This is a genomic window from Williamsia sp. SKLECPSW1 (assembly GCF_054332755.1).
This window is the reverse complement of sequence record NZ_JBTGLI010000001.1, coordinates 2,506,900-2,532,512: the sequence shown is the minus strand read 5'-3', so window position 1 is coordinate 2,532,512 and position 25,613 is coordinate 2,506,900. Positions and strand designations below refer to the sequence as shown.

Here is a 25,613-nt window from a genome sequence, read left to right as displayed (position 1 = left end):
GACGTCGGAGACGTGCGAGGACACACCCGTCGGGGAGAACGATGCAGTACCGCCTTCTGGGACCGCTCAGCGCGACCCGGGACGGTGCTGCGCTGGAGCTCGGATCGCCCAAACAGCGCACGGTGCTGGCACTGCTGCTGCTCGAACGCGGTCGCGCGGTGTCCACCGACCGGCTGTGTGCCGCGATCTGGGGTGACGAGCAACCCGGCAACGCCATGTCGAGCCTGCACGCCTACATCTCCAACCTGCGGCGCATCCTGCGCGACCCGGCGGCGGGGACATCGTCGATCGTGCGACAACCGCCCGGGTACCTCATCGACGTCCCCGCCGGCGCCGTCGACGTCGCCGAGTTCCGCGCGCTAGCGGCGACCACCCGCGGACTCGTCGACGAGGAGAGATGGGCCGACGCGTTGGCGGAGTCGTCGCGTGCGCTCGGACTGTGGCAGGGACCGCTGCTCGCCGATCTCGCCGACAGCGACTGGGTCGCACCGCACGCGGCCGCTCTGGCCGATCTCGACACCGAGGTGCGGGAACACCGTGTCGCCGCGCTGCTCGCGACGGAGCAGATCACCCCCGCGATCGAGGAGTCGACGGCCCTCCGCGAGGCGAACCCGTTGCGGGACAGGTCGTCCTGGCTGTCGGCCGTCGCCCTCTACCGCGCCGGACGTGCACCCGAGGCGCTGGCGGTGCTGCGTGACCACTCCCGTCGACTCGACGAGGACCTCGGCCTGGAACCCGGACCGGAACTGCGTGCGATCGAGCACTCGATCCTCAACCACGACCCGGAACTGGCCGCGTGGCCCCGACGACCCGGATGGACGGGCGCCCACCGCACCGAGGCACCCGCCCCCGAACCCGCGGAGGCGCCCGCGGGTGACCCCTCCCCCACCTCACTGGTGGGGCGTCGGCGCGAGGTCGACGTCATCGACCGTCTCGTCGAGGCGGCGCGGGCGGGCACCACCCGGTGGGCGGCGCTCGTCGGACCGCCCGGGATCGGCAAGACACGTCTGGCACAGCACGCGAGTGCTGCGACCGTCGAGCGCGGGGGAACGGTGGTGTGGGCCCGTAACCCCGAGGAGGCGGCACCGGCCTGGTGGACCCTGCGCCAACTGGTCCGCGGGCTCGGCGCCGACGTCGACCGCATCGCCGAGACGCCGGTCGGTGTCGACGCCGACACGGCCCGTTTCGCCATCTACGAACGCGTGCAGGCACTTCTGGAGGAGGCGTCCGGTGCGGGCGCGGTGACGGTGGTGGTCGACGACCTCCAGTGGGCCGACCCCGCGTCGATGGGCTGCCTGACGTTCCTGGCCGGCGCGCTGGTCGACGCGCCCGTCCTCGTCGTGCTGACGGTCCGCGAGGGTGAGCACACCACTGCGGTCGCGCGTCTGCTGGCCGCCATCGCCCGCGACACCGGCAATCGCCATCTGGCGGTTCCCCCGCTCAGTCCTGCGGAGGTCGCGGCGCTGGCCGATCAGGTCGCCGAAGAGTCGCTGAGCGACCGCGAGCGCAGTGATCTGGTCGAACGGACCGGCGGCAACCCGCTGTTCGTCTCGGAGTACGCGCGGTTGTCACACCACGAACGGGCCCAGGGCGAGATCCCGGTCGCGGTGCGGTCGGTGCTGGACCGGCGCCTCGCGTCGCTGCCGGACCCGGTGCTCGAGGTCCTGCGGGTGGCGGCCGTCGTCGGCGACGAGATCGACCTGCGCATGCTGGCACCGGTGTGCGGACTGCCTGCGGCCGACATCGCCGACCTGCTCGACCAGGCGGCGGACCATCGCATCATCACCGCGGCCGGCGACGCCGACGGGTACGTCTTCGCCCACGGTCTGCTGCGTCAGGAGGTGCTGTCGACCATGCGGTCGTCGGCACGTCGGCGGGTACATGCCCGCGTGGCCGATCATCTGGCGACGCTGCGACCGACCGGTGACGTCCTCGGCCGCCGTGCGCACCACATGGTCGCCGCCGGCCCGCTGGTCGACCCGCTCGACGTGGTCGCTGCGTGCTCGGCCGCCGCGGACGACGCCGCCGCCCGCTGGAGTTCCGAGGTCGCCGCGGGGTGGTGGCGGACCGCGATCGACGCCTATGGACACGTCGCCGCGGACCAGCAGGTCGTCTCCGTCCGTGACGATCTCACGATGTCGCTGCTGCAGGCGGAGTCACGGGCGGGGCGCGGACAGACGGTGCTCGACACCGCGCTCGCCCAGATGCTGGAGGCCATGGACGCCGGCCGCGTCGCCACGACCGGCAAGCTCGCCGGCGCCCTGCTCCGGTCGAGTGGCGGGTGGCCGTGGCAGGCGCCCAGCGCCGACCCCGGTCCGCTCCTGGACGTGTTGGAGCGTGCGCGTCGCTTCACCGTCGACGACCCCGAGGCGCACACGTCGGTGCTCGCGGCCCTCGCCGTCGGCCACTGCTACAACCCCGATTCCACCGTGCCGGCCGAGTGTCTCTCCCGCGCCGAGGAACTCGCCGCGGCACGGGGTGACGCCGAGATCACCGCCGACGCGCTGCTGGGATACCTGCTCACCTATTCCGGTGTCGCGCAGCACAGTCACGAGATCCTGGATCGGATCGACCGTCTCCTCGCCCTCGATCACGCCCAGTCGCGGGTGGACACCGTCATCGGCCACTCCGTGGCCACGATGGCCGCGATGAGCCTCGGCGACGTCGCGCTCGCCGAGCACCACCTCGCGGTCGGCATCGCCGGGAGCGAGGAACTCCGCCTGCCCGTCGTCCGTGCGCAGCTGCGCTGGATGGAATCGACGATCGCGCTGTGGCACGGTGACCTGCCCCTGGCCCGACGCCAGTACGAGACCGCCCGCGAGGTGCACGAGCAGACCGAGCTGTACGTGGCCGGGAGCGGGATGATCGCCCTGATGACCTATGCGTGGGAGCGGGGTGCGCTCGCGGAACTGGGCTTCGCCGTGGACGATCCGGTGCGCTGGATGCAGTCCGTCGTCGACGAGGGCGGCGACAACGGCATGGTGGGCGTCGTCGTGGCGGGGACCGCGGCCATCGCGGGAGCCCGCGGCGACCGACGGGTGGTCGAGACCATGTTGAGCCGGTGGTGGGCCAACCGCGGTGCACCGGTGTGGACCACACTGGGCACCGCGACGCTGCTGGCGCATGTGGCCGTCGATCTCGGTCTCGAGGACCACTACGACCGGTTCATCGCCGACCTTGCGCCGTTCGCCGACCGGGTCGCGATCGTCGGGCAGGTCGGATGCGTCGGGCCGGTGGGCCTCGCGCTGGCACGGTTGTACGCCGAAGTGGGACGTGTCGACGAGGCACGTGCGTGTGCCGTCGACGCACTACGGCTCGGAGAGCGCACCGAGGGGATCCCGACGGTGCTGCGCGCACGGCTGCTCCTCGCGCGCCTGTCGGATCCGTCGCCTGACCGGGACGCCGAACTGGCGCGGATCAGCAGCCGCGCCCGGGAACTCGACATGCTCGGCGTCGCGGCGGCGGTCGGCGAGGCGTAGGCGCACCACCGCTTCCAAGTTCTCTCCAAGCGGTGGCCCGCATTGTTCTGCTCGTCCACCACGACATGCGGACCCGGGCCGCACCCACGGAGAGAGCCACACCATGACCACCCTGCTTCCCCCCACCCCGTCGTCCACGGGACTGACCGACGTGACCGACGCACTGCGCGCTGTCGTGTCCGGCCGGGTCGCCGGTCCCGGCGAGGACGGCTACGACCGCGCGATGCCGTGGAATGTCGCCGTCCCGGTGGCCCCGGCGGCGGTCGTCCTGGCCGCCGATGCTCGCGACGTCGCCGCCACCATGACCGTGGCGGCCGCCCACGACCTCACGGTCGCGGTCGCTGCCACCGGCCACGGTGCGGTGCCCGTCGACGACACCTCGGTGCTCGTCCACACGGGGGACCTGACCGACTGCGTCGTCGACCCCGTGACCCGAACGGCCCGCGTCGGCGCCGGCGTGCGGTGGCAGACCGTGATCGACGCGGCGGCACCGCACGGGCTCGCCCCGCTGGTCGGCTCGTCCCCGTCGGTCGGTGTCGTCGGGTTCCTGACCGGATGTGGCATCGGGCCGTTCGTCCGTACGCACGGCTTGTCGTCGGATCACGTCCGCGCGTTCGACGTGGTGACCGGCGCCGGCGAGACCGTGCACGTCACCCCCGACGAGCACGCGGAGCTCTTCTGGGGTCTCCGCGGCGGCAAGGGCACCCTGGGCATCGTGACCGCCGTCGAGATCGATCTACTCCCGATCGTCGACTTCTACGGTGGCGCACTGTACTTCGACGGAGCAGACGCCGAGGCGGTGCTGCGAGCCTGGCGCGACTGGAGCCTCGACCTGCCCGAGGACACCAACACCTCGATCGCCTTCCTGCAGCTGCCCCCGCTGCCAGCCGTCCCACCTCCGCTGGCCGGCAGGTTCACCGTCGCGGTGCGGTACACCTCGGTGGCAGAACCCGCGCGGGCGGCCGAGCTGCTGGCGCCGATGCGGGCGGTGGCGCAACCGATCATCGACATGGTCGAGGTGATGCCGTACGCGGCGATCGGCGCCGTCCACGCGGATCCCGTCGACCCGATGCCCACCAGCGAGCAGCACACGCTGCTCTCCGAGCTGCCCGATGCCGCGGTCGACGCGATGCTCGCGCATGCGGGCCCGCAGGCCGGGTCGCCGCAGGTGATCGTCGAGATCCGCCGTCTCGGAGGAGTATTCGCCCGACCGGCGACGACCGACAGCGCGTTCTGCCACCGCGACGCCGAGTACACCCTGTTGGCGATCGGGGTCCTCGCACCGGAGATCGCCGCGGTCGTCCCGGGCCACGCCGCCGACCTGATGTCCGCGCTGCACCCGTGGTCGACCGGCGGCCGGCTGCCCAACTTCGGTGTCTCGAGTGATCCGGATCGGATCGCGCAGTGCTACGACGAGGACACCCGTCACTGGCTCGCGGCCCTCGCCGACCAGCACGACCCCGCCGGGGTGCTGCGGGTCGGACAGGTGGTGCGGCACCCTCGGTGAGCCGCGACGACGACGCCCGGGACTCCCCCACGGTCTCGGGCGTCGTCGTGTCATCAGCTCTCCGGCAGCGAGGCGAACCGCTTCTTCGTGTCGGAGTACCACCCCATCGACCGCCGCGGGTGCCGCCAGCGACTCGTCATGTCGGCGCGGGCCGGGCCGTGCGCGTCGTCGCCGGCGTCGACCCGTTCCTTCAGGTGGCGGTCCTGGGCCTTGATGATCTCGTCCGCCGAGTCACCGCTGTGGCTGTGGTCACAGGGGCCTCCGAGATCGCGGCAGGTCATCGTCTTCATCGCACGTCCTCACTTCGTCCGGCGCACCCGGGATCGGATGCGGTCACCTCTCTGACGGATGCCGCGACGCGAATGTGACCGCCCGCGGGGAATGACGCGTGCCCGCCGACTGTCGGTACTCATCGAGAGCAGTGGACGACGAAGGGGCGGCGATGGCGCAGGGACGACTGACGGGCACGGTCGCGGTGATCACCGGGGCATCGAGTGGGATCGGCGCTGCGACGGCGCGGGCGCTGGCCGGCGAGGGCGCGACGGTGGTCCTCCTGGCGCGCCGCGGCGATCGACTCACCGAGGTGGTCGACTCGATCGAGTCCGACGGCGGGACCGCCCGAGCGCTCGAGGTCGACGTCACCGACGCGACGGCCGTCGCACGCGTGATCGGGGAGGTGGGCGAGGAGTTCGGCCGGATCGACGTCCTGGTCAACAACGCCGGTTTCCTGGCGAACGGGCCGGCCCTGGAGGCCGATCTCGACGAGTGGCATCGCATGGTGGACGTGAACGTCAACGGCGTCCTCAACACCACGCACGCAGCGCTGCCCCTGGTCACCGCGGCCGTCGGAGGCGCACGTGGTGTGGCCGACATCGTCACGATCAGTTCCGTCGCCGGCCGGCGTGTGCCGACCCCGGAGAGCAACGTCTACTCGGCGACGAAGCATGCGGTGACCGCGTTCTCCGAGGCGATCCGTCGCGAACTGACACAGAAGCAGGTCCGGGTGGGGGTCGTCGAACCGGGCGTCGTGCGCAGCGAGATGACCACCGGCGGCGGGAAGGGAGCACCCGACGCCACGCAGGGGTCGCCGCTGATGGCCGAGGACATCGCCGACGCGATCGTCTACATGGTGACCCGCCCCGACCACGCCGCGGTCAACGAGATCCTCATCCGCCCCACCGAACAGGAGCGGTGACCCTCAACTGCCGAACAGCAACCCGCCGAGGAGCACCGGCAGCAGGCGCCGCCGAGCACCGACGACTGTGTTCTGCATGCGCAGATCGCCGGACACCGTGGGTGCCGGTGCCGGTGCCGCGACGGCGCGCGGTGATGTCGGACGTTCGGATTACGCGTGTCGGGGACCACTCGAGGCCCACATAATGGGTCGACGGGGCGTGTGACGGGGCTGCCCCGGCGGTACGTGGGGGGTCGACATGGGGGACGACGGCGAGACGCCGCGCCGCGAGATCATCGCCGAGTCGTGGCGTCGGTGCCGGGCGATCGGCCTCGACCGGGACGCCCTGCCCCGGTCGTGCCCGGTGGAGCAAGCGTTCTACGACTACCGCGACGCACACCCGATGAACGAGATCCGGCTTCTCCTCGAACGCACCATCGGTGACGACACCATCGGCAGCGACAGCTTCGTCTTCCTCACCGACGAGCGGGCCGGCGGCCTGTGGGTGTCCGACCGGGAGGGGTACGAGACCCACACCGCCGCACCGACGCTCCTCATCCTGCTGTCGGAGGAGTCGGCCGGGACCACCGCGTCCGCATTGGCCCTCCTGCACGACACCGAGGTCCAGGTGCACGGTCCGGAGCACTACCTCCGGGCGCTGGGGAAGTGGTGGACCGCCGCAGCACCGGTCCGCGACCGCGTCACAGGTCGCGTCATCGGCACGGTGGGTGTGTCGACCGTCGGCGACGACGTCTCGCGACAGCCCATCTCGATGCTCGCGCTCCGGTCGATCGTGCAACTGGTCGACAACCGCGATGCCGTGCGCGATCCCGCCGCGACCCGTCGACGAGGGCCGGCAACTCTGGTGCTGTGCGGCCCGCGCGCCCCCCGCGTCGTCCTCGACGACGGGACCGACCACCCGCTCACCCGGCGCCAGTGCGAGATCCTGCTCCTCCTCCACCGACACACCGCCGGACTGCGTGCGGATCAACTGGCGCTCGCCCTCTCCGAGGACGGCCTGGATCCGGTGACCGTCCGAGCCGAGGTGTCGCGATTGCGGGCGGTGATCGGTGGCGGGGTGGTCGAATCACGTCCCTACCGCCTCGACCCGTCGCTGCGGTGCGATCTGGTCGACGCCGCGGCCGCGGCTGCCGCCGGTGACCCGTGGGTGGCGGTGCGGGCGCTCGACGGCGGATGCGCCGTGTCCGACAGCACCGGTCCCGGCGTGACGGAGGTCGTCGACGAGATCGTCTCGGACCTCCGTAGCGGCGTGATGGCGTCCTCCGACGCCCGCGTGTTCGACGCCTGGACCGCCACGGGCTGGGGACGCCACGACGACGCGGCGTGGCGTCGGCTCGCCGCGCTCACCGGCGACGACGGCGCGGCCCTGCGCGCCCGGGGTCGGGCGGAGATCATCGATCGTCGGTTCGGTCTGCGCTGACGGCCGTTCTCCAACGTTGCCCAACGTCGACCCGACGCGGCCCAACCGAATTGCAACGCGTGTCAGTTTATCGTCGCGTCGTCCATGCCTGAGCGATGTCGGCGGACAGGGGGATCGAGATGGCGAGCAGGGTGTCGACGGCGTCCCGGACGCGGAATCGGGCCGCGACAGAGGCGGAACTGCTGCACTGGTTCTTCGACGAGGTGCTGCCACGGTGGGATGCGATCGCGTCGGGGACGTCCGAACACGGCGACGTCGGGATCCTCACCGGGTTCTCGGCGCCGTCTCTGCTGTTGGCGACCTGCGACGGCAATGTCCGCGCCCTCGCCCCTCACCGGGTGCGGCGACTCGTGGAGTCGCAGATGCTCGTGATGCGAATCGAGGACGTGAGCCACATCCTCGTCCCGGACTCCCGCGTCGTCGCCTACGGCCCCGCGAGTGGAGCGCTCGACATCCTCTGGTCACCGCGCCGAACCGACGGCTCCGAGCTGATACGTCTCGCCGTCCACTACGACATCGCCCGTATCGACGACGCCTGGCGGATCACCGCCGTCCACGTCGTCATGACCGACGCCGCGACGCTCGCCGACGTCTGGACACCGACCCCCTCGCACGAGATCGACTGACACCGTCCGCGTCAGGCCAGGGGCGGAGTCCAGGCCACCTGGATCAGGCGCTCACGCCCTCGGGTCACCAGCACGCCCCGGCCCTGGGGCCGCGGGGCACACTTCGTCGTGCCGAGGAGAACCCCTTCGTCCTTCGCCGCACTGCCGACCAACCCGTCGACCGACAGGTCGCGCAGTCGCCCGATGATCGGGTCGAAGAGAGCCCGCGACGCACCACCGGACCGGCGGGTGACGATGAGGTGCAGACCGATGTCCCGGGCCTGGGACAGCAGATCCAGCAGCGGCAGAAGCGGATTGCCCGACGCGACGGCGACCATGTCGTAGTCGTCGACGACGACGTAGAAGTCCGGGCCCGACCACCACGACCGCTCCCGCAGCTGCGCCGGCGTCACCTCGGGACCGGGTGCCCGCGACTGCATCATGTCGGCGAGTTCCTGGATCAGCGGCGCCAACTGCTGGGCGGAGGTCGCGTACGCGGCGAGGTGGTTCCCCTCGACCTCGCCGAGCAGGGTGCGCCGATAGTCGACCAGCAGGATCTTGCTGTCCGCGGGCCGTCCGTTCTCGGTGAGTCCCCGCACGATGGTGCGCAGCAGGTTCGTCTTGCCGCTCTCGGTGTCCGAGAAGTGCAGGAAGTGCGGCTGCGCGGAGAAGTCGAGGATGACCGGGGCCAACGCCGCCTCGTCGACGCCGATGACCACCTGTGACGGCTGCGGCGTCCCGCCGACCCGCGCCAGCAGTTCGGCACGGTCGACCCGTTCGGGCAGCATGCGGACCGCCGGGGCGGCGCGGTCGGGATAGAAGGCCGAGACCCGGCCGACCGCGTCGGCCACACCCACCGACAGGTCGTCGACCCCCGACGAACCGTCGAGCCGCGGGATGCCGATCAGCATGTGCAGGCGGTCCGGGCTGAGCCCGCGCCCGGGTCGGCCGATGGGGACCGTCGCGGCGACCTTGCGGTCGACCTCGGAGTCGCCCGGATCGCCCAGACGCAGCTCGATGCGGGTGCCCAGCAGATCCTTGACGACCGGGCGGATCTCCATCCAGCGCGACGCCGCGATCACCAGGTGGATGCCGAACGAGAGTCCTTGCGCGGCGATCGCGTTGAAGTTCTCCTCGATGGACTCGAACTCGTTGCGGATGGTGGCCCACCCGTCGACGACGAGGAACACGTCGCCGAACGCGTCGGCCGCGAGGCCCTCGCCGTCGGCGGCGCGGCGGCGCCGGAACTCCTGCATCGAGTCGATGCCGAGCTCACGGAACCGGGCCTCACGTTCACGCAGCAGCGTCATGATCTCCGCGACGGTCCGGCGGACGCGGTCCTCCTCGAGTCGCGTCGCGACCGACCCGACGTGCGGCAGGCCCGACAGGCCGGCGAGCGTGCCGCCACCGAAGTCCAGGCAGTAGAACTGGACCTGCTCCGGCGTGTGGGTGACCGCGGCCGAGAGGATCAGGGTGCGCAGCGTCGTCGACTTGCCCGACTGCGGGCCACCGATGACGGCGGCGTGCCCCTGGGCGCCGGACAGGTCGACCGCGAGCACGTCGCGGCGTTGGTCGTAGGGCCGGTCGACGATCCCCAGCGGGAACGTCAGGCGTGACACCTCTTTCGCCGCTGTCGACCGCCAGTCGCGGACACCGAGCAGACCGTCGACGGGCGAGGAGTCCTCGAGCGGCGGCAACCACACCTCGTGCGCGGGACGCCCGTGTCCCTCCAGCCGGGAGACGACGGTGTCCAGGAGGGTGACGGCCCGGCCGTCGCGCATCGTCGCGCCGTCGCCCACGACCGGCTCCTCCACGACGGCGGGCTGCTCGATCGGCATGGGCGCCGCCGCGACCTCGGTCGCCGTGAACACACGCACGGGCGCCGTGTGTCCCGCGGCCGCTCGCGGACCGCGCGACGAGGACCCGCCCACCGGCCGCAGGTACGGCCCGGACACGTAGGAGGCGTTGAACCGCTGCGGCTCGGCGGAGTCGCACTTCAGGTAGGCCGATCCCGGGACCGCGGGCAGGTGGTAGGCGTCCGGGACACCGAGCACCGCACGGGATTCACTGGCCGAGAACGTCTTCAGACCGATCCGGTAGGACAGATGCGAGTCCAGCCCGCGCAACTTGCCCTCCTCGAGACGCTGCGACGCCAGCAGCAGGTGCATCTGCAGCGATCGGCCGAGTCGTCCGATCATGACGAAGAGCTCGGCGAAATCCGGCTTCTGCGAGAGGAGTTCGGAGAACTCGTCGACGACGATGAACAACGCCGGCAGCGGGTCCAGCGCGGCGCCGTTCAGTCGGGCCTTCTCGTAGTCACCGACGTTGGCGAAGTTGCCGGCGGACCGCAGGAGTTCCTGGCGGCGGTTCATCTCACCCGCCAGTGCGTCGCGCATGCGGTCGACCATCGCCAACTCGTCCTCGAGGTTGGTGATGACGGCGGCGACGTGCGGCAGCCCGTCGAGCCCGAGGAAGGTCGCGCCGCCCTTGAAGTCGACGAGGATGAGGTTCAGTGCATCCGGTGAGTGCGTCGTGACCATCGACAGCACCAGGGTGCGCAGGAACTCCGATTTGCCCGAACCCGTTGCGCCGATGCACAGTCCGTGCGGACCCATGCCGTTCTCGGCGGCCTCCTTGATGTCGATCTCGAGGGGTTGCCCGTTCTCGGTCACCCCGACGGGCACGCGGAGACGATCGCGGGGGCTGCGTGGCCGCCACACGCGGTCGGGATCGACCGCACCGGCGTCGGGGACGCCGAGCAGTCGCATCAGTCCCGGGTCGCGGGGGCCCGCATCCGACTCGAGGTTGACCAGCTGGGCGGCGGTCGCCAGCGAATACCGCGCCAGGCGCCGCGCGACGGCCTCGGCCATCGCGACGGACATCGTGTCGTAGGCGGCGAACTTCTCGATGCCGAACGCCGACACCGCACCGAGCGTCGATCCCTCGATGACGAGCTGCGTTCCCCTGCGGGCGGCCAACATCAGCTTCGCGCCGCTGAGACTCAGGACGGTGACCGAATCGAGCCCACCGTCGTTGATGCAGCGTTCGTCGCCGGCGACGAACCCGTCGGCGACGACGACGAGCCACTGGGGGCGGCCGTCGACGGGGGTGGCGTTGCGGGAGAAGCGGGGGCGTTCGAGGACGTCGGACTCGTGGTCGGACTCGAACTCCCGCAGTGAGTGGTAGAGCATCCGGGCGCGACCCGCGCCGTCGCGCCGTTCCGGGTGCTGGACGTGCGGGAGCCATTTCGCCCACGACCACTCGCCGGTGTCGGGATCGGAGCAGATGACGGCGATCCGGGCGAGGTCCGGGCCGTGGAAGAGGGCGAACTGGCAGATCATCGCCCGCGCGAGCGCGTTGACGTCGGCGACGGGCCCGTCGACGGTCACGGCGGGGAACGCGCGCAGCGAGATCGCCGTCGGCAGGCCGCGGACCACCGAGTGCATGCGGACGAACCGTCGCAGCGCCATCATCGACACGGGTTCGAGGTCCTCGAGCGGCCCGGTCTCGGGGCGGGCCAGCCGGGTCGCGAGCCGTTGCGCGCCGATGCCGAGGCGGACGTGTCCGAAGTCGTTGTCGTCGGCGCGCCGCTCCCACATCCGGCGCGATCCGACCGCGGGCAGCAGTGAGTCGACGCTGGGGTGCGACCAGGCCAGCGCCGCGAGCTGTTCCCGGGAGGTCTCGTCGACCTCGTCACGCAGACGCCCGAGGTATCGCAGGTAGTCCTTGCGTTCCTCGTTCAGCTCGGCCGATCGTTGTCCGCCGCCGCGGCTGCCGCCGGTGGCGAACATGCCGACCATCGACATCAGCATCATCATCGGGAACAGGAGCGTGATCGGGTTCTTCAGCGCGGCCGACCCGGCGGTGAAGAAGAGGGCCATCATGCCGACCATCGCGACGATCATCACGACGGGGAGCAGGCGCGAGACGATGCTCGCGGGGATCGCGCGCGGGATCTCCGGGGGCGGCTGAACAGCCATCTCACCGCCGGGCAGGCGGGGCCGCGCGGGCCGCGGGCGACGGACGAAACCCTCGGTGGTCATCGGCGCCCTCCCAGTCACCCGACGTCAGTGCGTGCGTTATCGTACGGTTCGCAAGTTCACGGGGAGGTGGTGGTAGGCGATGACGACGTACCCGGCAGGTCCTTCCAGCGCCGGGAGCATGGTGTCGCCGTCGGGAGCAGGCGCCCAGGCCTCGCCACCATCCCCGCTCGACCGGTCCCGCTCCGTCGAACCCGAGCTCTGCCGGGTCTCGGTACTCGCCGGACGCACCCAGGTCGACCTCGCCCTTCCTGCCGACGTGCCGATCGCCTCCCTCCTCCCGGAGCTGGCGTCTCTGCTGCTGCGCAACCAGTTCGGCGAGCCCGAACGCGTCCCTGACGACCTGACAGCCCGGTGGACGCTCGGCCGGGTCGGCCACGATCCGCTCGACGACTCGCACTCACTGCTCGAGTCGGGGATCGTCGACGGCGACCTCCTGGTCCTCCGGTCGGACATGACCACCGAGCTGCCGACCGTCTACGACGACGTGATCGACGCGGTCGCCGGCATCACGCGACGCGAGTTCCATTCCTGGACCGCGGCCGCGGCCCGATGGGTCGGCGTGGCCGCGTTCATGGCGTCGGTCGCCGCAGGCGTCGCCATGACCCTGGTCGCCTCCTGGTCCGACACCCGGATCGAGCTCGGCGCGATCGCGTTCGTCGCATTCGTCGTCTTCTTCGTCGCCGACATCCTGGTGCGCAACAACGGCGGCGACCGTGTTGTCTGTGCGGCCCTCTCGGTCGCGAGCGCCGCGGCGGTGTTCACCGGGTGCTTCGCCGTTCTCCCCGGGTCGGAGAACGCCGCGAACGTCCTGCTCGGCGCCGGTGTCGCGACGCTGGTCGGCGTGGTCGCCATGCGGGTCACCACCGGCGACCCGTTCAGCCACCTCGCCCTGGTCACCATCACCGCGCTCGTCACGATCGACGCCCTGATCCAGGTGCTGGCCGGCTGGGCCGTGCGGGACACCGCGGCGATCATCGCCGTCGTCGGCCTGGTGTTGGCGCTCGTCGCCCCGCGACTGACCATCCTGCTGGTGCGGCTGCCACTGCCCTCGGTACCCGCGGCCGGCACCCCGCTCGACGACGTCGACCCACCGGACCAGACGAACGTGAACGCGGGCGTCGCCGCCATCGGTGCCGTGGCGCTCCCCGAGACGACCGCGCTGGAGCTCCGGGCCAAGGCCGCGAACGCGTACATGTCGGGGCTGATGCTGGGCGCGGCGGCTGTCGCCGTCACCGGTGCCGTGATGGTGGCCGTCCCCCGGCCCGGCTTCTACTGGCAGGGATTCGTGCTCGGACTGCTCGTCGCGTTCGCCTGTGTGCTGCGGGGACGGTCACACACGGACCTCGTCCAGGCAGCCGGGATGATCGGGATCGGCGCCGCGGGCTTGGTGACGGTGCTGGGCACCCAGATGGTCGCCGGCGGCGTCTGGACGACGGTCTCGGTCGGCCTCGTGGTGCTGTTCTCCGCACTGGCCTTCGCCTTCGGTGCGATCACGCCCTCGATGGAGTTCTCGCCGGTCGTCCGGCGGATCGGGGAGATCCTCGAATACCTCGTCATCGCCGCCACCGTCCCGCTCGCCGCGTGGGTGGTGGGGCTGTACTCGCTGGCGCGGGGCGGATTCTGACGTGCACCACGGGGGTGGACCCGGGCGGCTCGCCGCCCGCCTGCTGACGGTCGCGGCGCTGATCGCGGCGGCGGGGTTGTCGCCGGCGGTGGCCCAGGCGCTCCCGGTGTCACCCATGCCCGCGATGACACCACCGACCGCCGGTGGGGCTCCTCCCTCGGCCGATCCGATCGCCCCGCTCGTCCCGACTCGTCAAGCCCAGGTCTGCGCGAAGATGGTCGCGTCCAAACCCGATTTCATCTCCCCGCCTGCAGGATTCGCCTCCCTCGACATCGAGAAGGCCTGGCAGTTCTCCCGCGGGGCGGGCCAGAAGATCGCCGTCATCGACACCGGCGTCTTCCGTTCCCCCGGCTGTCGGTGATCCCCGGCGGGGATTACGTCTCGTCGGGCGACGGCACCCGGGACTGCGACGGACACGGCACCCAGGTCGCGGGGATCGCGGCCGCCAAGCCCTCCGCGAGTGACGGTTTCGCCGGCGTCGCGCCGGATGCGCAGGTCATCGCTATCCGGCAGACCTCGGATTCGTTCACGCCGCAGGACAATCGCGACCAGGGTTCCGAGGGTCAGCAGACAGAGTCCGGCTACGGCAACGTCGTCACACTCGGCCGGGCGGTGATGCGTGCGGTGCAGCTCGGTGCGACGGTCATCAACATCTCCGAGGTCGCTTGCACGCCAGCCGGTGTGCCGTTGCGGGATCAGAGTCTCGGTGCGGCGATCCGGTACGCGTTCCAGCGCGGGGTGGTGGTCGTCGCGGCGACGGGCAACGTCGATGAGGGCAACCCGACGTGCAAGACGCAGAACCCGGGATCGTCGGGTGGGCGTGTACCGGACCCCTGGGGGTCGGTCGTGACCCAGTCATCGCCTGCCTACTTCCAGCCCTACGTCGTGGCCGTCGGATCGGTCGACCCCGACGGGCAGCCGTCGTCGTTCTCGCTCGCAGGGCCGTGGGTGACCGTGGCCGCCCCCGGGACGCAGCAGATCTCGCTGAACACCAGCGTCAACCCGATGGTGATCGACGGCACCGAGGTCCAAGGCCAGGTCGGGAGCATCGGCGGGACGAGTTTCGCTGCGCCGTACGTCTCCGGTCTCGCTGCGCTCATCAAGGCGCGATTCCCCGATCTCAGTGCCGCGCAGGTCATCAACCGGATCACGCGGACCGCACACCACCCGTCGGACGGATGGGACGAGTCGGTCGGTTACGGCGTCATCGACCCCGTCGCCGCGCTCACGACGACCACCCCGGACACCACCAGCGCCGACGCCACCGACGGCGTCGACCCGCGTACCGGTGACACCCGGAACATCTACGCCAGTGCGCCGATCGCCCCGCCGAGCAACCCCGACGACTCGAACGCGACCGTCCGGGCGGTGGCGATCGGTGTGTCGCTCGGCATGCTGGGCTTCGCGGTGATCGGGTGGGTCCTCATCCGGCGCCGCACGCACGACCGCAGGAAGCTCCGCGAAGGCGTCGACTACTGACCGGTTCGCCACGGTGCTGCCCGCGACCGCGGCCCCGCAATGTCGTACAGTTCGTCCTTGTGTCCGAGCTGCGACGAGGTGGGGGACGGCGATGACCGACGCCGGTGAGGCGTGGACTCTCAGCACACCCGAGTTCCGTCGGTTGTGGCTGGACCAGAAGGGTTCCGACTATCCCATCGACTTCGCGTACACCGACGCCGCGGAGCGGTCCCGCGATGCCGACACTCCCGAACCTCCTCTGCCCCGGTTGAGCGTTCCGCGGAACGCCGCGATGCGGGCGATGACCCACGGCATCGTGTCGATCTCGCTGGCTGTGATCGACGCGCGTCGGGATTTCGACGACACGTCGCACCATCGTCGGGTCGCCGCAGGGTGGGACGGCGGCGAGTTCGCGTACGTGGCCCGGCAGAAGATCGGGGCGGAACCCTCCCTGGGTGGCACGGTGTCCATCACCCGGCACGACGCCGCGTCGTGGTCGCGTGAGGTCGTCGCGGACTTCCCCAGCGAGGTGCGGGGCGGAGAACTGGCGCAGGACAGGGACGTCGCCGTCGAGTGGCAGTCCATCGTCGAGGGGCTCACGACGGCACGCGTCACCTCGACCGCAACCGACACCGCGGCGCACGCGTTCACGGTGCAGACGGTGGGGCATTGTTCAACCATTCGGATCCACGTCGGATCGGTGGACGAGGGGCGGCGTCGTACTCCGATGCTGATGAAGGTCCGTGACATCCCCGACGACGGCCGATACGTGTTGGTGCTCGACGACCCGGTGGTCGCGATGCCCGTCGATTCCATTGCACTCGCCAAGCTGCTCAACCGAGTGATCAACGCGCTGCGCAATCGGCACTACGCAGAGGAAACGCCGGCGTGACACCACAGTGGGTCGTCGTCTCCGCCGCAAGCGGCTTCTTCGACAAGAGCAACGGCCAGGTCCCCTACAGGCTGGTGATAGTCGCTGCTGCGGTGGCCATCACGATCGTCGTCCTCCTGATCAAGGCCAGGAGGATGAAGAAGACCTACGACCGTCTTCCGCCCGAACAGCGGGACATTGGGAAGAACCTGCTTCTTGATCCGGACACACCTACACCACCTCCGGGACAGCCCTACGACCCGCATTGGGACCCGCGAGACGACAGTGACGGTGATCCGCGATGACCCGCCGTCCGAGCCGCGGTCTCGCTGGCGCCGTCGCGGTCACCGCGTGCGTTCTGCTGGCTGCCTGCGGTTCCTCGGGTGTCGAATCCGCCGCGCCGAGCAGCAGCTCGCCGATCCCCAGCGGGCCCGCCTCGGTCAGCGTCCCGCCCGGAGTCCCCAAAGACTCCGTCCTCGACCTCAACTCCACCAAAGACATGACCGGCGTCGTCACCACCGTCAGCTTCGCCGACAGCCCCTACGCCGCCCACCTCCCCGACCTATGCGAAAAAGTTACTCCCGCAATAATGCGAGAACTTTCGGTTGCGTCCAAGAAAAAAGGATTTACGGGATCTGAGCTAGTAGCGCAGACGTGCGCGCTATCCGGAACTACGCCCGGCTTCGATATCCCACCATTTACCACCGGTACAGTAATAGTAATCAACAATATTCAGGAGGTACTCGCCAAGCCCGGCAACGAAATAATCAGAAGTCGAGTGCAGCTCGGACAAGGTGTCGCGGGCACCGTATTTAAGCAAACCGCAGTGGACCTACCGACGCCGGGTAACCCAATCCAGAGCTGTCGCATTGCATGGGGAACATTCTTCGGCGCTGCAAGCGTTATCTTCACGATTAACGACGTGAACTACGCCGCAGACCCATGCGAACGAGCTGTAGCTGCGGCCAAGATACTTTTAGGGGCCTTTCCTAAGAGCCCATCCGAGATGAGGGCGACACCGTGAGTGATCAGCCGAACTTCAGTCTCGATCCATTTGCTGCGTCCGCCCTCTATTCGGCAGCCGGCCTGCTATCCACAGCAGTCGGGCAGCTGCTTTTCGCCGCGCAGGGCCTCAACCCAACCGACGGAAGCGGCACATTGCGTCGGGTCAATTGATCACGGTCGGCCTGACTAAGTCTTGGCGACGCAGCAGCAACGGCCGATCAATCGCTTTCTCGTTATACACGGGAACATAGGCTGCGGCGAGTCCGGCTGGCGATTTGATTCAACGTCAGGTTTTGACGCAAATGCGAGCAAGGCCTGGAGTGCGCCTGGCAGCAGCCGTAGCGGTTCTCCTGGTACGGACTTCGGCGGGATGATGAGCGGCGGGGACGGGGGCAGCAAGCCCTCGCAGCCGGCAGCGTTATCGGTGCGCTCATAGATCCCAACCGGCCCGTACCCAAGGCATACGTTCCGTCACCGGCAGACATCGCCTCAACGTTGATGAGTTTGAAGCCGAAGCTGCCACCCGGTCGGGGCGAAGCGCACTCCGACACGTTCGCGTTGCAGAGATCGCCTGAAGCCACGGGCAGCCTGCGCCTCGACATCACGGGGCACACCGAGCCCGCGGGCGTCGGAATGTTGACGCGCCTGGCCGACCGGTGGAAGCAGATCTCAGCCGACCCGCAGCGTTGGGCGATTCGAGAACATCCACATGATGCCTGCGCACATCGATCGACGGCAGCCACCACCGTGCCACAACGCGGGACACGCGGCCGTCCGTTGCGGCGCTGATTGTCGCAGCGCATACCGCCCCGATGGGCGAACCAGTGAGCTATCCACACCGGCACGACACCCCCGGACGACGGTCATTAGCATGTCGTACGCTTGTCACGCCCACCAGCAGCGGCGCCCGCGCCCGCACACGACGACAGGACCGCCACCAGTGACGACCCGACGCCCACGACGTCTCCTAATCGCCAGTCTGGCTCTCGTCGCCGCGACAACACTCGCTGCCTGCAGCTCCAACGGCACCGCAACGTCCGACCCGGCCAGCAGCAGCTCGCCTGCACCGAGCGGGCCCGCATCCGTCAGCGTCCCGCCCGGAGTCCCCAAAGACTCCGTCCTTGACCTCAACTCCACCAAAGACATGACCGGCGTCGTCACAACCGTCCCCATCGGCAAGAGCCCTTACGTAGATCATCTTCCAGACATTTGCCAAACGATTACTCCGAAAATGATGAGTGAGCTTGGAGTTATTTCAAAGAAGAAAAGCTTTACCGGTAGCCAACTTGTTACGCAAGCCTGCTCAATGAACGGAGCGGCAATTGGAGATATTGTCGCACCATTTAGTGTGAGCATAGGTTTACAGACAAATAACATATCAGAAATATTAGGCAAGGCGGGCAACAAAATATTAACGCGAAACATCTCGCTAGGGAGGGGAGTAAGCGCCACGGTCTTTCGTAGCTCGACAGATTTTCCCAGCCCCGGTAACCCCGTGCAAAGTTGCCTGGTCGGCTGGGGGACCTTCTTCGGCGCGATTACAGTCGTATTTACGATAAACGATGGTGGTTACAGTTCAGATCCGTGCGCGCGCGCGGTTAGCGCAGCGCGAATACTGCAGTACTCTGTTCCCTCGAAACCGATCCAAATGAGGGCGGCTCCATGAGCAATCCGAATTTTGCGTTGGACTCACAAGCGGCCGTTCGAGTAGTAACAGCATGCATGATGCTGAGCCAGAGAATTGCGGACCTGTTGCAGGCATCTCGACAGTTGAACTCGACCGACGGCAGCGGAACATTTCCATCGGGCCAAGAGATCACGGCTGCACTAACTAAACTCGGCGACGGGGCAATGAACGCAGTCACAGGGTTGTCTGAAAAGACCAGGGACGCGCAATCATCAGCAAAGTCCGCAGGAAACCTGCTCGAGCATCAAGAAGACGCCAACGCAAGCAAGGTCTCGGGTGCACCGGGCAACAGCGGTGGTGGCTCTCCTGGCATGGATTTCAGCGGGATGATGAGCGGCGGGGACGGGGGAAGCAAGCCCTCGCTGACCGGCGGCGATATCGGTGCGCTCCTCGACCCCAACCGGCCCGCACCCAAGGCATACGTTCCTTCACCTGCCGACGCGGCCGCAACCTTGATGAGTTCGAAGCCGAAGCTGCCACCCGGGCAGGGCGAAGCGCACGCCGACCCGTTCGGGTTGCAGGCATCGCCTGAAGCCACGGCCAGCCTGACCCTTGACATCATCACGGGGCACATCGAGCCCGCGGACGTCGGCATCTTGACGCGCCTGGCCGACCAGTGGAAGCAAATCGCATCCGACCTGCAGAACGGGATCAGTCAGTTCTACGGGATCTACTCGGGCATCCTCGAATCTCCGTCGTGGCAGGGCACAGCCGCGTCCGCGATGAGGTCCAGCCTTGACACGTTCTCGCAAAACGTCGGTCAGCTCGCAGATCGCGCGATGACGAACTCTGCCGCGATCCGCCAGTGGTCGGTCCAGGTCGGATCCACCAAGCAGACCATCGACTCACTCGTCACATCTCGAACCGCAACCGCTGCCGCGACCGCCCCCGAAGACATGGTCGCGATGAAGAACAGCTACGACCTGCTGGCGCGCATGGAGATCGACGGCAGTTACAACCCTGGAGTGACGGCGATTTCGGCGGGTCTGACCAATCTCGTCGACCCCGCGAGCCCGGTCGTCGGCGCTCCCCTGCTCCTACCGGGTATGCCGAAATACCAGCCCCCGACAAGCGGGGTCACACCGCAGGGCGTCTTCACCGGAGGCGGCGCAGGCGGAGGTGGCGGCGCTGCCGGTGGCGGGGGCGGTGGAGGCGGCGGCAGCCGAACGGGCTCCGACGCCGCGACAGCCCTGGCACGAAAGGCAACCGGCGATCCCGCCGCTGCCGCCAAGACCGCTGCCGCGCAAGCCGGCAACACCCCACCCACTGCGGGACCAGCAGCGGCGGGGGCCGGCAAGCCGGTGTCCGCGGCACAGGAGGCCGCATCCAAGGCAGGCCCGTCGATGCAAGGCCTCACCGGGAAGGGACTCGGAGACGCGGCCGGAACACGGTCGAGTGGGCTCTCCTCCCTGAGCGCCGCAGAACGCGCCGCCGCAGCCGAGAAAGCAGCACTGGCCAAAGCCGGAGGTGCGGGCGGAGGAGCAGGAGGCGGAGGCGGCGCGGGCAAGCTCGGCGGCATCGGAGGCGCAGCGGCCGGAGAAGCGAGCCTGTCTGCGCGCGGCGCCGCGGGCATGACTGCTGCCGAACGCGCGCTCGCCGCAGAACAGGGCGCGCTGAACAACACTCGCGCGGGCGCACCAGGCACCGCCGCCACACCCATGGGCGCCCGTCCCGGTGGCGGATCCGACGACGGCAAGAACCACAAGGCCGCCCGATACCTGCGCTCCACCGCCAACACCGACGAGGCGATCGGCGAGATCGACGAGACCGCACCGCCCGTTCTCGGCGGACTCAACCTCGACACCAGCGACGAGACGACCGACACGCGACCGCCCCGGAAGTGATCGGCCCGACCCGCTCCACCGACGAGGAAGCCGCGTCCTGAGATGACGACTCGCATCCCCGGTATGAAGCGGTACGAGACCCGCCGGGAGAAAAAAGCCCGAAAGTCGGCGGATAGGCAGGGTGCAGGACCACCCTCGCGAGGGCGGATCAGGAGCGCCCTGATCCGCTTCTACCGGCCGTCGTCTCCGCGGAATCGTGCGAACATAGCCGTACTCCTGATCGCACTGCTGAGCGTGCCGGTCATCTACGTCGCACTGGAGTGGGACGAGCTGATCCACAACGGGTCACCGATCTCCAACAAGGTCGGCACATGCGGAACAGTGCGCGATGAACTGTCCTCCCTCGAGGATCGCTTCATCGCGGCCGAATGCACCCCCGGGGACAACTCGACGGTCTTCTACATCCACTCGGTCGGCGAATCCAGGACGTGCACCGGCGATCTGATGCCCCTGACGGGCCGGTCGTCATCCCGCTTCTCCACGACCAGGCGGACCGTCTGCCTGGCTCCGCTTCTCGCCGAGGGCGCCTGCTACACAATCCTCGGTCCCGGCCCCTACCAGTCGCTCAGGCTCCGCCGCGCCGAGTGCGGAGTCGAGGCATACGCACGGGTCGACCGGGTGATCGAGGGTACGACGGACCGCTCACGCTGCCGCACAGCACGATTCACCCTGTCGTACACACGACCCATGCCGATCGTGTACTGCATGACGGTACTCAGGGGAGACGGCGCACCCAGGGCCGTCCGCCGACCTCGCGCGACGACAATCCCCGTTGTGGCGACTCATCCACCCAGCGCGGCAGCCCGATCCGAGCAATAGGTCTGCGCCGCCTGCTGCGCGAAATACCGTCCGCGGGTGGCGTCCCCGCCGTAGTTCTGCGCGGCGTCCGAGATCACCGCGGCTGCCGGACTTCCCGCCCGTAGATCCGCGCACACCGTGCGCGCGGCCGCGACCACCTGTGCGTCAGGTCCGAAGAGCAGGTCACCGTACTGGAAGGCACCGATCTTCAGGATCCCCAGGAAAGCCTGATCCTGCACCGACTGCATCGCGGCCATCACCTCGGACGCAGCCGACGACTCCGCCGGGCCTGCGGTAGCCGTCGCGACCGTGCTGGACGGCGCGCTCGCACTGGTGCTCGCCGTCGTCGCTGTCACCGCATCGTCGGAACATCCTGCACCCACGGCGATCACCGCCGCGGCCATCAGACCGACCGGCACCACTCTGCGCACAATGCCCTCTCTCATGATCCGGTGGGTGCGACGTCGTCGCGTTCGATGAGCGCCGACGACTTCGCCAAGGCGGGCCCGGGCGGCAGCAGGCCGATGATGGCGTACGGCGCGGGCAACGGGTCGGAGAGACCCAGGGGCTGAGCCGACCCGGCCGGAACCCCGTAGCGCACACCGGTGTCGGAGATGAAGAAGTCCGTTCCGCTCCGACTGCTGTCCGGCTCGACGCCTGTGCTGCGGACGTAATACCCACGGCCGGGAGGGATGTACGCCAGATCGGCGCTGACACCGGAAGTCGAGGCACCCACTGTCGGAACCATCCGCTTCGGATCCGACACCGGGAAGTCACCGTCGAGAGTCGTCGCCAGGCGCGCCTTCTCGTCGCCGTCACGGGCCCATCGGAAGCACAGCGTCGTCGTCGACGTGCCGTCGACGATGCGCGGTGCCGTCTCCGGGAAGCCGTCCACCGGCAGGTCCTGAACCCGGGGAACGCCCGCGATCTGCCCCTGCGAGACCTCGATCGGCTGCGCGCTGATGTTCTCCTTGGCGCGGATCAGGTCTCCGACCAGCGGCGAGATCTGCTGGACCCCGTCGGAGAGGACGACGAACAACTGGTCCTGTCCCTGCGTCGCGTCGAGGCTGGACACGCTCACGATCGACCCGATGCGTGCGCCGTTGAGACCGAACTGCGATGCTCCCCCGAACCCGGAGATGGTCGGTTCGGTGATCGCTCGCGACGGCGGGATCGCATCCAGCAGAGCAGCACTCGCCGAGCGCGGCGTCGCGTCCTGCAGGCCCAGGGTCTGCCGGACGATGCTGTCCGACGGATCGATCGCGGCGCGTGTGTTCCGATAGATCAGGAAGTACGCGTCGCCGTTGCGGACGAAGAGCGCGTCGTCTGCCCCGAGAGCACGCGCGCCGTCGTCGGCCGGTGCACCCGCCACCACGCCGACCGTCGGCCGGGCCCGGGTGTCGCGCGGCTCGTCGAGGCGGTCGCACAACGACCACTCCGAAAGCCCCGGCGCGGTGCGGGCGGCCAGATTGCTGGGCGCTCCCGGGATCCCGATCTGCGGGCCCCGACGGTAGCCCGCCAACACGCTGTCGCTGACCGAGTTCGGCGCCGCCGAGTCGCCGACGGCGAGGCGGGCCGACGCCAGGTTCAGCACCGGGCGCAACTGGTCGTCGATGAGGACGTAGAGCTGCCCGGACTGCTTGCTGATGAGGATCTTCGAATCGCCGACCGAGCCCTGTGGCTTGAAGATGGAGAACGCCACGGCCCCGCCCAGCACCAGGAGCATCAGCACGGTGCCGACGATGATCGCCTTGACGTGCGCGCCCATCGGATCGTGGATCATGCGGACGTCGCGACGGACCAGCGCGTGCTCCAGACGTCGCAACAGGAAGCGGTATCCGCTCACCTGGGACTTGGTCGTCCGCTGTGCCATGACGCTGTTGACCCCCGCTGACTTCACCGGCCGATTACCGCCCCGAGAGGCCGATCCGTACATCTCTCCGGGCGAAAAGTGCTGCTGATAAGGTACTCGACGTGGTGGCACCGTTCATCCCCGGTCCCGGCGCGACCCGTGGCGGCCCCGGTCGCGTCCTGCCGATCGGCGCACTCCTGGCCGCTCAGGTGGTGGCCCTCGTGGTCTACGCGATCCTTCGGCTGGCCGGCCTCCAGACGATGGTCGCGGTCTCCGCGGCCGTGGTCGTCGGGGCCCTCGGAGCGGCTCTCTGCGTGAACGGCGCGAGTGGTGTCTCCGCCCTGGGTCTCGTCGTCCGACGTATCCGTTTCGCCCGTCGCCGTCGGCGCGACATCCTCGACAGTCCGGTCCCCTTCGACGTGCCCGGATCCGAGGGCCGCCCGATCGGCCTGCGCTGGGACGGCGACCGCATCATCGCGGTGGTCCGCATCTCGCGCACCGTGGAGCCGCGCGTGCAGACACCCACACAGGCGGTGGTCGCCGGATCACGCCTCGACCTCGGCATGATCGCCGGCGCGCTCTCCCAGTTCGACATCGAGCTCGAATCCATCGACGTCGTCGCCCACGGATGGCGTACCCGCGGCGCCGGGCACATCACCGCGCCGTATCAGACCCTGACGCAAGCTCTTCCCGGCGTCGCACACCAAGACGTGTGGGCCGTGCTGCGCATCGACCCGCTGCGGTGCCCGGACGCGATCGCCTCGCGTGGCGGCGGCCCGACGGGCGTCATCCGGACAGCGATCACCGCCGCGCGCCGCGTCGCGAACCACCTCGCCCGCGAGGGATACGTGGCGACGATCCTGTCGGCGCACGGGATCACGGCGATGGGCGACGCATTGCTCGACCGCGCATCCGCCGACGCCGCGTCGGAGAACTGGGTCGACATGAGGTTCGGGCAGTACACCACCCGCACCTATGGCCTCGATGCCGCGCTCGACGCCGACATCCAGACCGCCATCTGGGCTCCGTCGTGTCTGTCGGCGACCACGTGCACCACCGTCCGCCGCGGCGACAGCCCCGGCACGTATGCGATCTCCACCATCGCCCGCTTCAACACCATCAACGACCTCGCCGTCTCCCCGCCCGACGGCCTCGTCCCGCTCGACGGGCGGCACGGCCCGGCCGTCGAATGGGCGATGCCCGCACGCCGCAGGGCCGTTCCCGGGTTGCCGACCGAGGTGCTCCCGGCCGACCACCTGCCGTCGGTGCGCCTCGTCGACGGCAGCGCCGGCCAACTCCTGGGGGCCGACCCGTCCGGCAACGCGGTGTCGGTTCCGTTGTTCGGACAGGACGTGCGCCGCGTCGACATCTGGGGGCAGCCGTACCTCGCTTTGCAGATCGCGGCACGCGCCGTCGCCACCGGCGCACGCGTGGTCGTGCGCACCGATCGGCCCGAGGTGTGGCGATCGCTGTCGGACAGCGTGGGCGACACGCTGAGTCTCTATGTGACACAGAGCGCGTCGGATCAGCGGTATCCGCCGAACAACTACACCGTCTGCATCCTCGACAGCCGTGAGGCGATCGAGGATCCGACCATCGCCACCCAGATGCGGATCCACCGCGAGGCCGGCGAGGTCACCACCCTCGACAGCAGCGGCGACGTGGCCATCTACCACGACCGGAACGACCTCATGCGCGCCTACGTCGTGACCGGCAGCGGTGTGCTGGCGGTGTCGTTGGTGTCGGTGCCCGCGGAGAACCTCCTCATCGAGGGCAGCCGGCAGATGAGGCCCGCTCCCGTCATGACCCCGCCCGGTGGGCGGGAGCAGCACCGTGAACCGATCCGCGCCGCCGCACGTCCGCCCCAGGGGCCACCGCCGCAGGGCCCCGGCGGGTTCGGTCCGAACGGCCCAGGTGGACCCGGCGGCCCAGGTGGTGGTCCCGGCGGACCGGGTGGACCCGGTGGGCCGGCTGGTCCCGCAGGACCACCGCCCGGCGACGCTCGCCGTCGCGCGGCGAGCCAGGATTGGCGGCCCGGCCCGGACGGCCCGCCCCCGCCACCGCGACCTGACACAGCGGGACAACCACCGTTCGACGATCCGACTCCCAGTGGCCGCCACGGACTTCCGCCGAGCGGGACCCCGGGACGGCATTCCGCTTCGTGACCGTCTGCTCCTGACCGCATCTCCCCCTCATGGTCGCGGTGCCCGACGGAGCCGCACCTC

General features: G+C 69.5%; 17 protein-coding genes. 13 read left to right on the top strand and 4 right to left on the bottom strand.

Annotated features, from left to right (window positions below; genetic code table 11):
• Positions 1 to 41: 41 nt before the first annotated feature.
• Positions 42 to 3,479 (top strand): BTAD domain-containing putative transcriptional regulator, encoded by a 3,438-nt coding sequence (locus ACXVUM_RS11855; RefSeq protein WP_458521986.1) that lies wholly within the window; start codon positions 42 to 44, stop codon positions 3,477 to 3,479.
• A gap of 103 nt (positions 3,480 to 3,582) precedes the next feature.
• Positions 3,583 to 4,986, top strand: a complete 1,404-nt coding sequence (locus tag ACXVUM_RS11850) for an FAD-binding oxidoreductase (RefSeq protein ID WP_458521985.1) — start codon at positions 3,583 to 3,585, stop codon at positions 4,984 to 4,986.
• A 53-nt stretch (positions 4,987 to 5,039) separates the two neighbouring features.
• On the opposite strand, the gene ACXVUM_RS11845 is transcribed toward ACXVUM_RS11850, so the two are convergent.
• Positions 5,040 to 5,276 carry a DUF1059 domain-containing protein gene (locus tag ACXVUM_RS11845; protein ID WP_458521984.1) on the bottom strand — a complete coding sequence of 79 codons (237 nt, stop codon included), beginning with the start codon at positions 5,274 to 5,276 and terminating at the stop codon, positions 5,040 to 5,042.
• Between the two features lie 152 nt (positions 5,277 to 5,428).
• On the opposite strand from ACXVUM_RS11845, the gene ACXVUM_RS11840 reads away from it, so the two are divergent.
• The 3 genes from ACXVUM_RS11840 to ACXVUM_RS11830 all read left to right on the top strand — a co-directional run bounded on the left by ACXVUM_RS11840 (position 5,429) and on the right by ACXVUM_RS11830 (position 8,227).
• Positions 5,429 to 6,181 (top strand): SDR family oxidoreductase, encoded by a 753-nt coding sequence (locus ACXVUM_RS11840; RefSeq protein ID WP_458521983.1) that lies wholly within the window; start codon positions 5,429 to 5,431, stop codon positions 6,179 to 6,181.
• 238 nt (positions 6,182 to 6,419) lie between these two features.
• Positions 6,420 to 7,601, top strand: coding sequence for a hypothetical protein (locus ACXVUM_RS11835; protein WP_458521982.1), 1,182 nt, complete (start codon positions 6,420 to 6,422; stop codon positions 7,599 to 7,601).
• A gap of 119 nt (positions 7,602 to 7,720) precedes the next feature.
• Positions 7,721 to 8,227 carry a DUF6841 family protein gene (locus tag ACXVUM_RS11830; RefSeq protein ID WP_458521981.1) on the top strand — a complete coding sequence of 169 codons (507 nt, stop codon included), beginning with the start codon at positions 7,721 to 7,723 and terminating at the stop codon, positions 8,225 to 8,227.
• A gap of 11 nt (positions 8,228 to 8,238) precedes the next feature.
• Here the strand turns inward: ACXVUM_RS11830 and eccCa are convergent, their stop codons facing one another.
• Positions 8,239 to 12,249: a type VII secretion protein EccCa gene (eccCa, locus tag ACXVUM_RS11825; protein WP_458521980.1), complete on the bottom strand. Its 4,011-nt coding sequence runs from the start codon at positions 12,247 to 12,249 to the stop codon at positions 8,239 to 8,241.
• 118 nt (positions 12,250 to 12,367) lie between these two features.
• Between eccCa and eccD the strand changes: the two genes are divergently transcribed.
• From eccD to ACXVUM_RS11790, 7 genes are all read left to right on the top strand, one after another.
• Positions 12,368 to 13,873 (top strand): type VII secretion integral membrane protein EccD, encoded by a 1,506-nt coding sequence (eccD, locus tag ACXVUM_RS11820; RefSeq protein ID WP_458521979.1) that lies wholly within the window; start codon positions 12,368 to 12,370, stop codon positions 13,871 to 13,873.
• A gap of 1 nt (position 13,874) precedes the next feature.
• Complete coding sequence (locus tag ACXVUM_RS11815) at positions 13,875 to 14,234, top strand: hypothetical protein (protein WP_458521978.1); 360 nt, start codon at positions 13,875 to 13,877, stop codon at positions 14,232 to 14,234.
• Complete coding sequence (gene mycP / locus ACXVUM_RS11810; RefSeq protein ID WP_458521977.1) at positions 14,231 to 15,352, top strand: type VII secretion-associated serine protease mycosin; 1,122 nt, start codon at positions 14,231 to 14,233, stop codon at positions 15,350 to 15,352. The genes ACXVUM_RS11815 and mycP overlap by 4 nt, the downstream gene beginning before the upstream one ends.
• 91 nt (positions 15,353 to 15,443) lie before the next feature.
• Complete coding sequence (locus ACXVUM_RS11805; RefSeq protein WP_458521976.1) at positions 15,444 to 16,223, top strand: hypothetical protein; 780 nt, start codon at positions 15,444 to 15,446, stop codon at positions 16,221 to 16,223.
• Complete coding sequence (locus ACXVUM_RS11800) at positions 16,220 to 16,507, top strand: hypothetical protein (RefSeq protein WP_458521975.1); 288 nt, start codon at positions 16,220 to 16,222, stop codon at positions 16,505 to 16,507. Before ACXVUM_RS11805 ends, ACXVUM_RS11800 begins: the two co-directional genes overlap by 4 nt.
• Before the next feature lie 194 nt (positions 16,508 to 16,701).
• Positions 16,702 to 17,226 carry a hypothetical protein gene (locus ACXVUM_RS11795; protein WP_458521974.1) on the top strand — a complete coding sequence of 175 codons (525 nt, stop codon included), beginning with the start codon at positions 16,702 to 16,704 and terminating at the stop codon, positions 17,224 to 17,226.
• A 1,643-nt stretch (positions 17,227 to 18,869) separates the two neighbouring features.
• Positions 18,870 to 20,738 (top strand): hypothetical protein, encoded by a 1,869-nt coding sequence (locus ACXVUM_RS11790; protein ID WP_458521973.1) that lies wholly within the window; start codon positions 18,870 to 18,872, stop codon positions 20,736 to 20,738.
• Between the two features lie 782 nt (positions 20,739 to 21,520).
• Here ACXVUM_RS11790 and ACXVUM_RS11785 read toward each other — a convergent pair.
• Positions 21,521 to 21,982: a DUF732 domain-containing protein gene (locus tag ACXVUM_RS11785; RefSeq protein WP_458521972.1), complete on the bottom strand. Its 462-nt coding sequence runs from the start codon at positions 21,980 to 21,982 to the stop codon at positions 21,521 to 21,523.
• A complete protein-coding gene (gene eccB, locus ACXVUM_RS11780) occupies positions 21,979 to 23,409 on the bottom strand; it encodes a type VII secretion protein EccB (protein WP_458521971.1) in 1,431 nt (476 codons plus the stop codon). The genes ACXVUM_RS11785 and eccB overlap by 4 nt, the downstream gene beginning before the upstream one ends.
• Positions 23,410 to 23,510: 101 nt before the next feature.
• Here eccB and eccE point away from each other — a divergent pair, with 101 nt between their 5' ends.
• Complete coding sequence (gene eccE / locus ACXVUM_RS11775; RefSeq protein WP_458521970.1) at positions 23,511 to 25,553, top strand: type VII secretion protein EccE; 2,043 nt, start codon at positions 23,511 to 23,513, stop codon at positions 25,551 to 25,553.
• The last annotated feature ends 60 nt before the right edge of the window (positions 25,554 to 25,613 follow it).

What these genes read in the sequence shown, in the direction of transcription:
- ACXVUM_RS11805 (WP_458521976.1), top strand. Translation starts at nt 15,444, where the DNA reads ATGACCGACGCCGGTGAGGCGTGGACTCTCAGCACACCCGAGTTCCGT.
- ACXVUM_RS11845 (WP_458521984.1), bottom strand. Translation starts at nt 5,276, where the DNA reads ATGAAGACGATGACCTGCCGCGATCTCGGAGGCCCCTGTGACCACAGC.
- ACXVUM_RS11840 (WP_458521983.1), top strand. Translation starts at nt 5,429, where the DNA reads ATGGCGCAGGGACGACTGACGGGCACGGTCGCGGTGATCACCGGGGCA.
- eccB (WP_458521971.1), bottom strand. Translation starts at nt 23,409, where the DNA reads ATGGCACAGCGGACGACCAAGTCCCAGGTGAGCGGATACCGCTTCCTG.
- ACXVUM_RS11850 (WP_458521985.1), top strand. Translation starts at nt 3,583, where the DNA reads ATGACCACCCTGCTTCCCCCCACCCCGTCGTCCACGGGACTGACCGAC.
- eccCa (WP_458521980.1), bottom strand. Translation starts at nt 12,249, where the DNA reads ATGACCACCGAGGGTTTCGTCCGTCGCCCGCGGCCCGCGCGGCCCCGC.
- ACXVUM_RS11790 (WP_458521973.1), top strand. Translation starts at nt 18,870, where the DNA reads ATGAGCAATCCGAATTTTGCGTTGGACTCACAAGCGGCCGTTCGAGTA.
- eccD (WP_458521979.1), top strand. Translation starts at nt 12,368, where the DNA reads ATGGTGTCGCCGTCGGGAGCAGGCGCCCAGGCCTCGCCACCATCCCCG.
- ACXVUM_RS11835 (WP_458521982.1), top strand. Translation starts at nt 6,420, where the DNA reads ATGGGGGACGACGGCGAGACGCCGCGCCGCGAGATCATCGCCGAGTCG.
- ACXVUM_RS11830 (WP_458521981.1), top strand. Translation starts at nt 7,721, where the DNA reads ATGGCGAGCAGGGTGTCGACGGCGTCCCGGACGCGGAATCGGGCCGCG.
- ACXVUM_RS11795 (WP_458521974.1), top strand. Translation starts at nt 16,702, where the DNA reads ATGACCGGCGTCGTCACCACCGTCAGCTTCGCCGACAGCCCCTACGCC.
- ACXVUM_RS11785 (WP_458521972.1), bottom strand. Translation starts at nt 21,982, where the DNA reads ATGAGAGAGGGCATTGTGCGCAGAGTGGTGCCGGTCGGTCTGATGGCC.
- ACXVUM_RS11855 (WP_458521986.1), top strand. Translation starts at nt 42, where the DNA reads ATGCAGTACCGCCTTCTGGGACCGCTCAGCGCGACCCGGGACGGTGCT.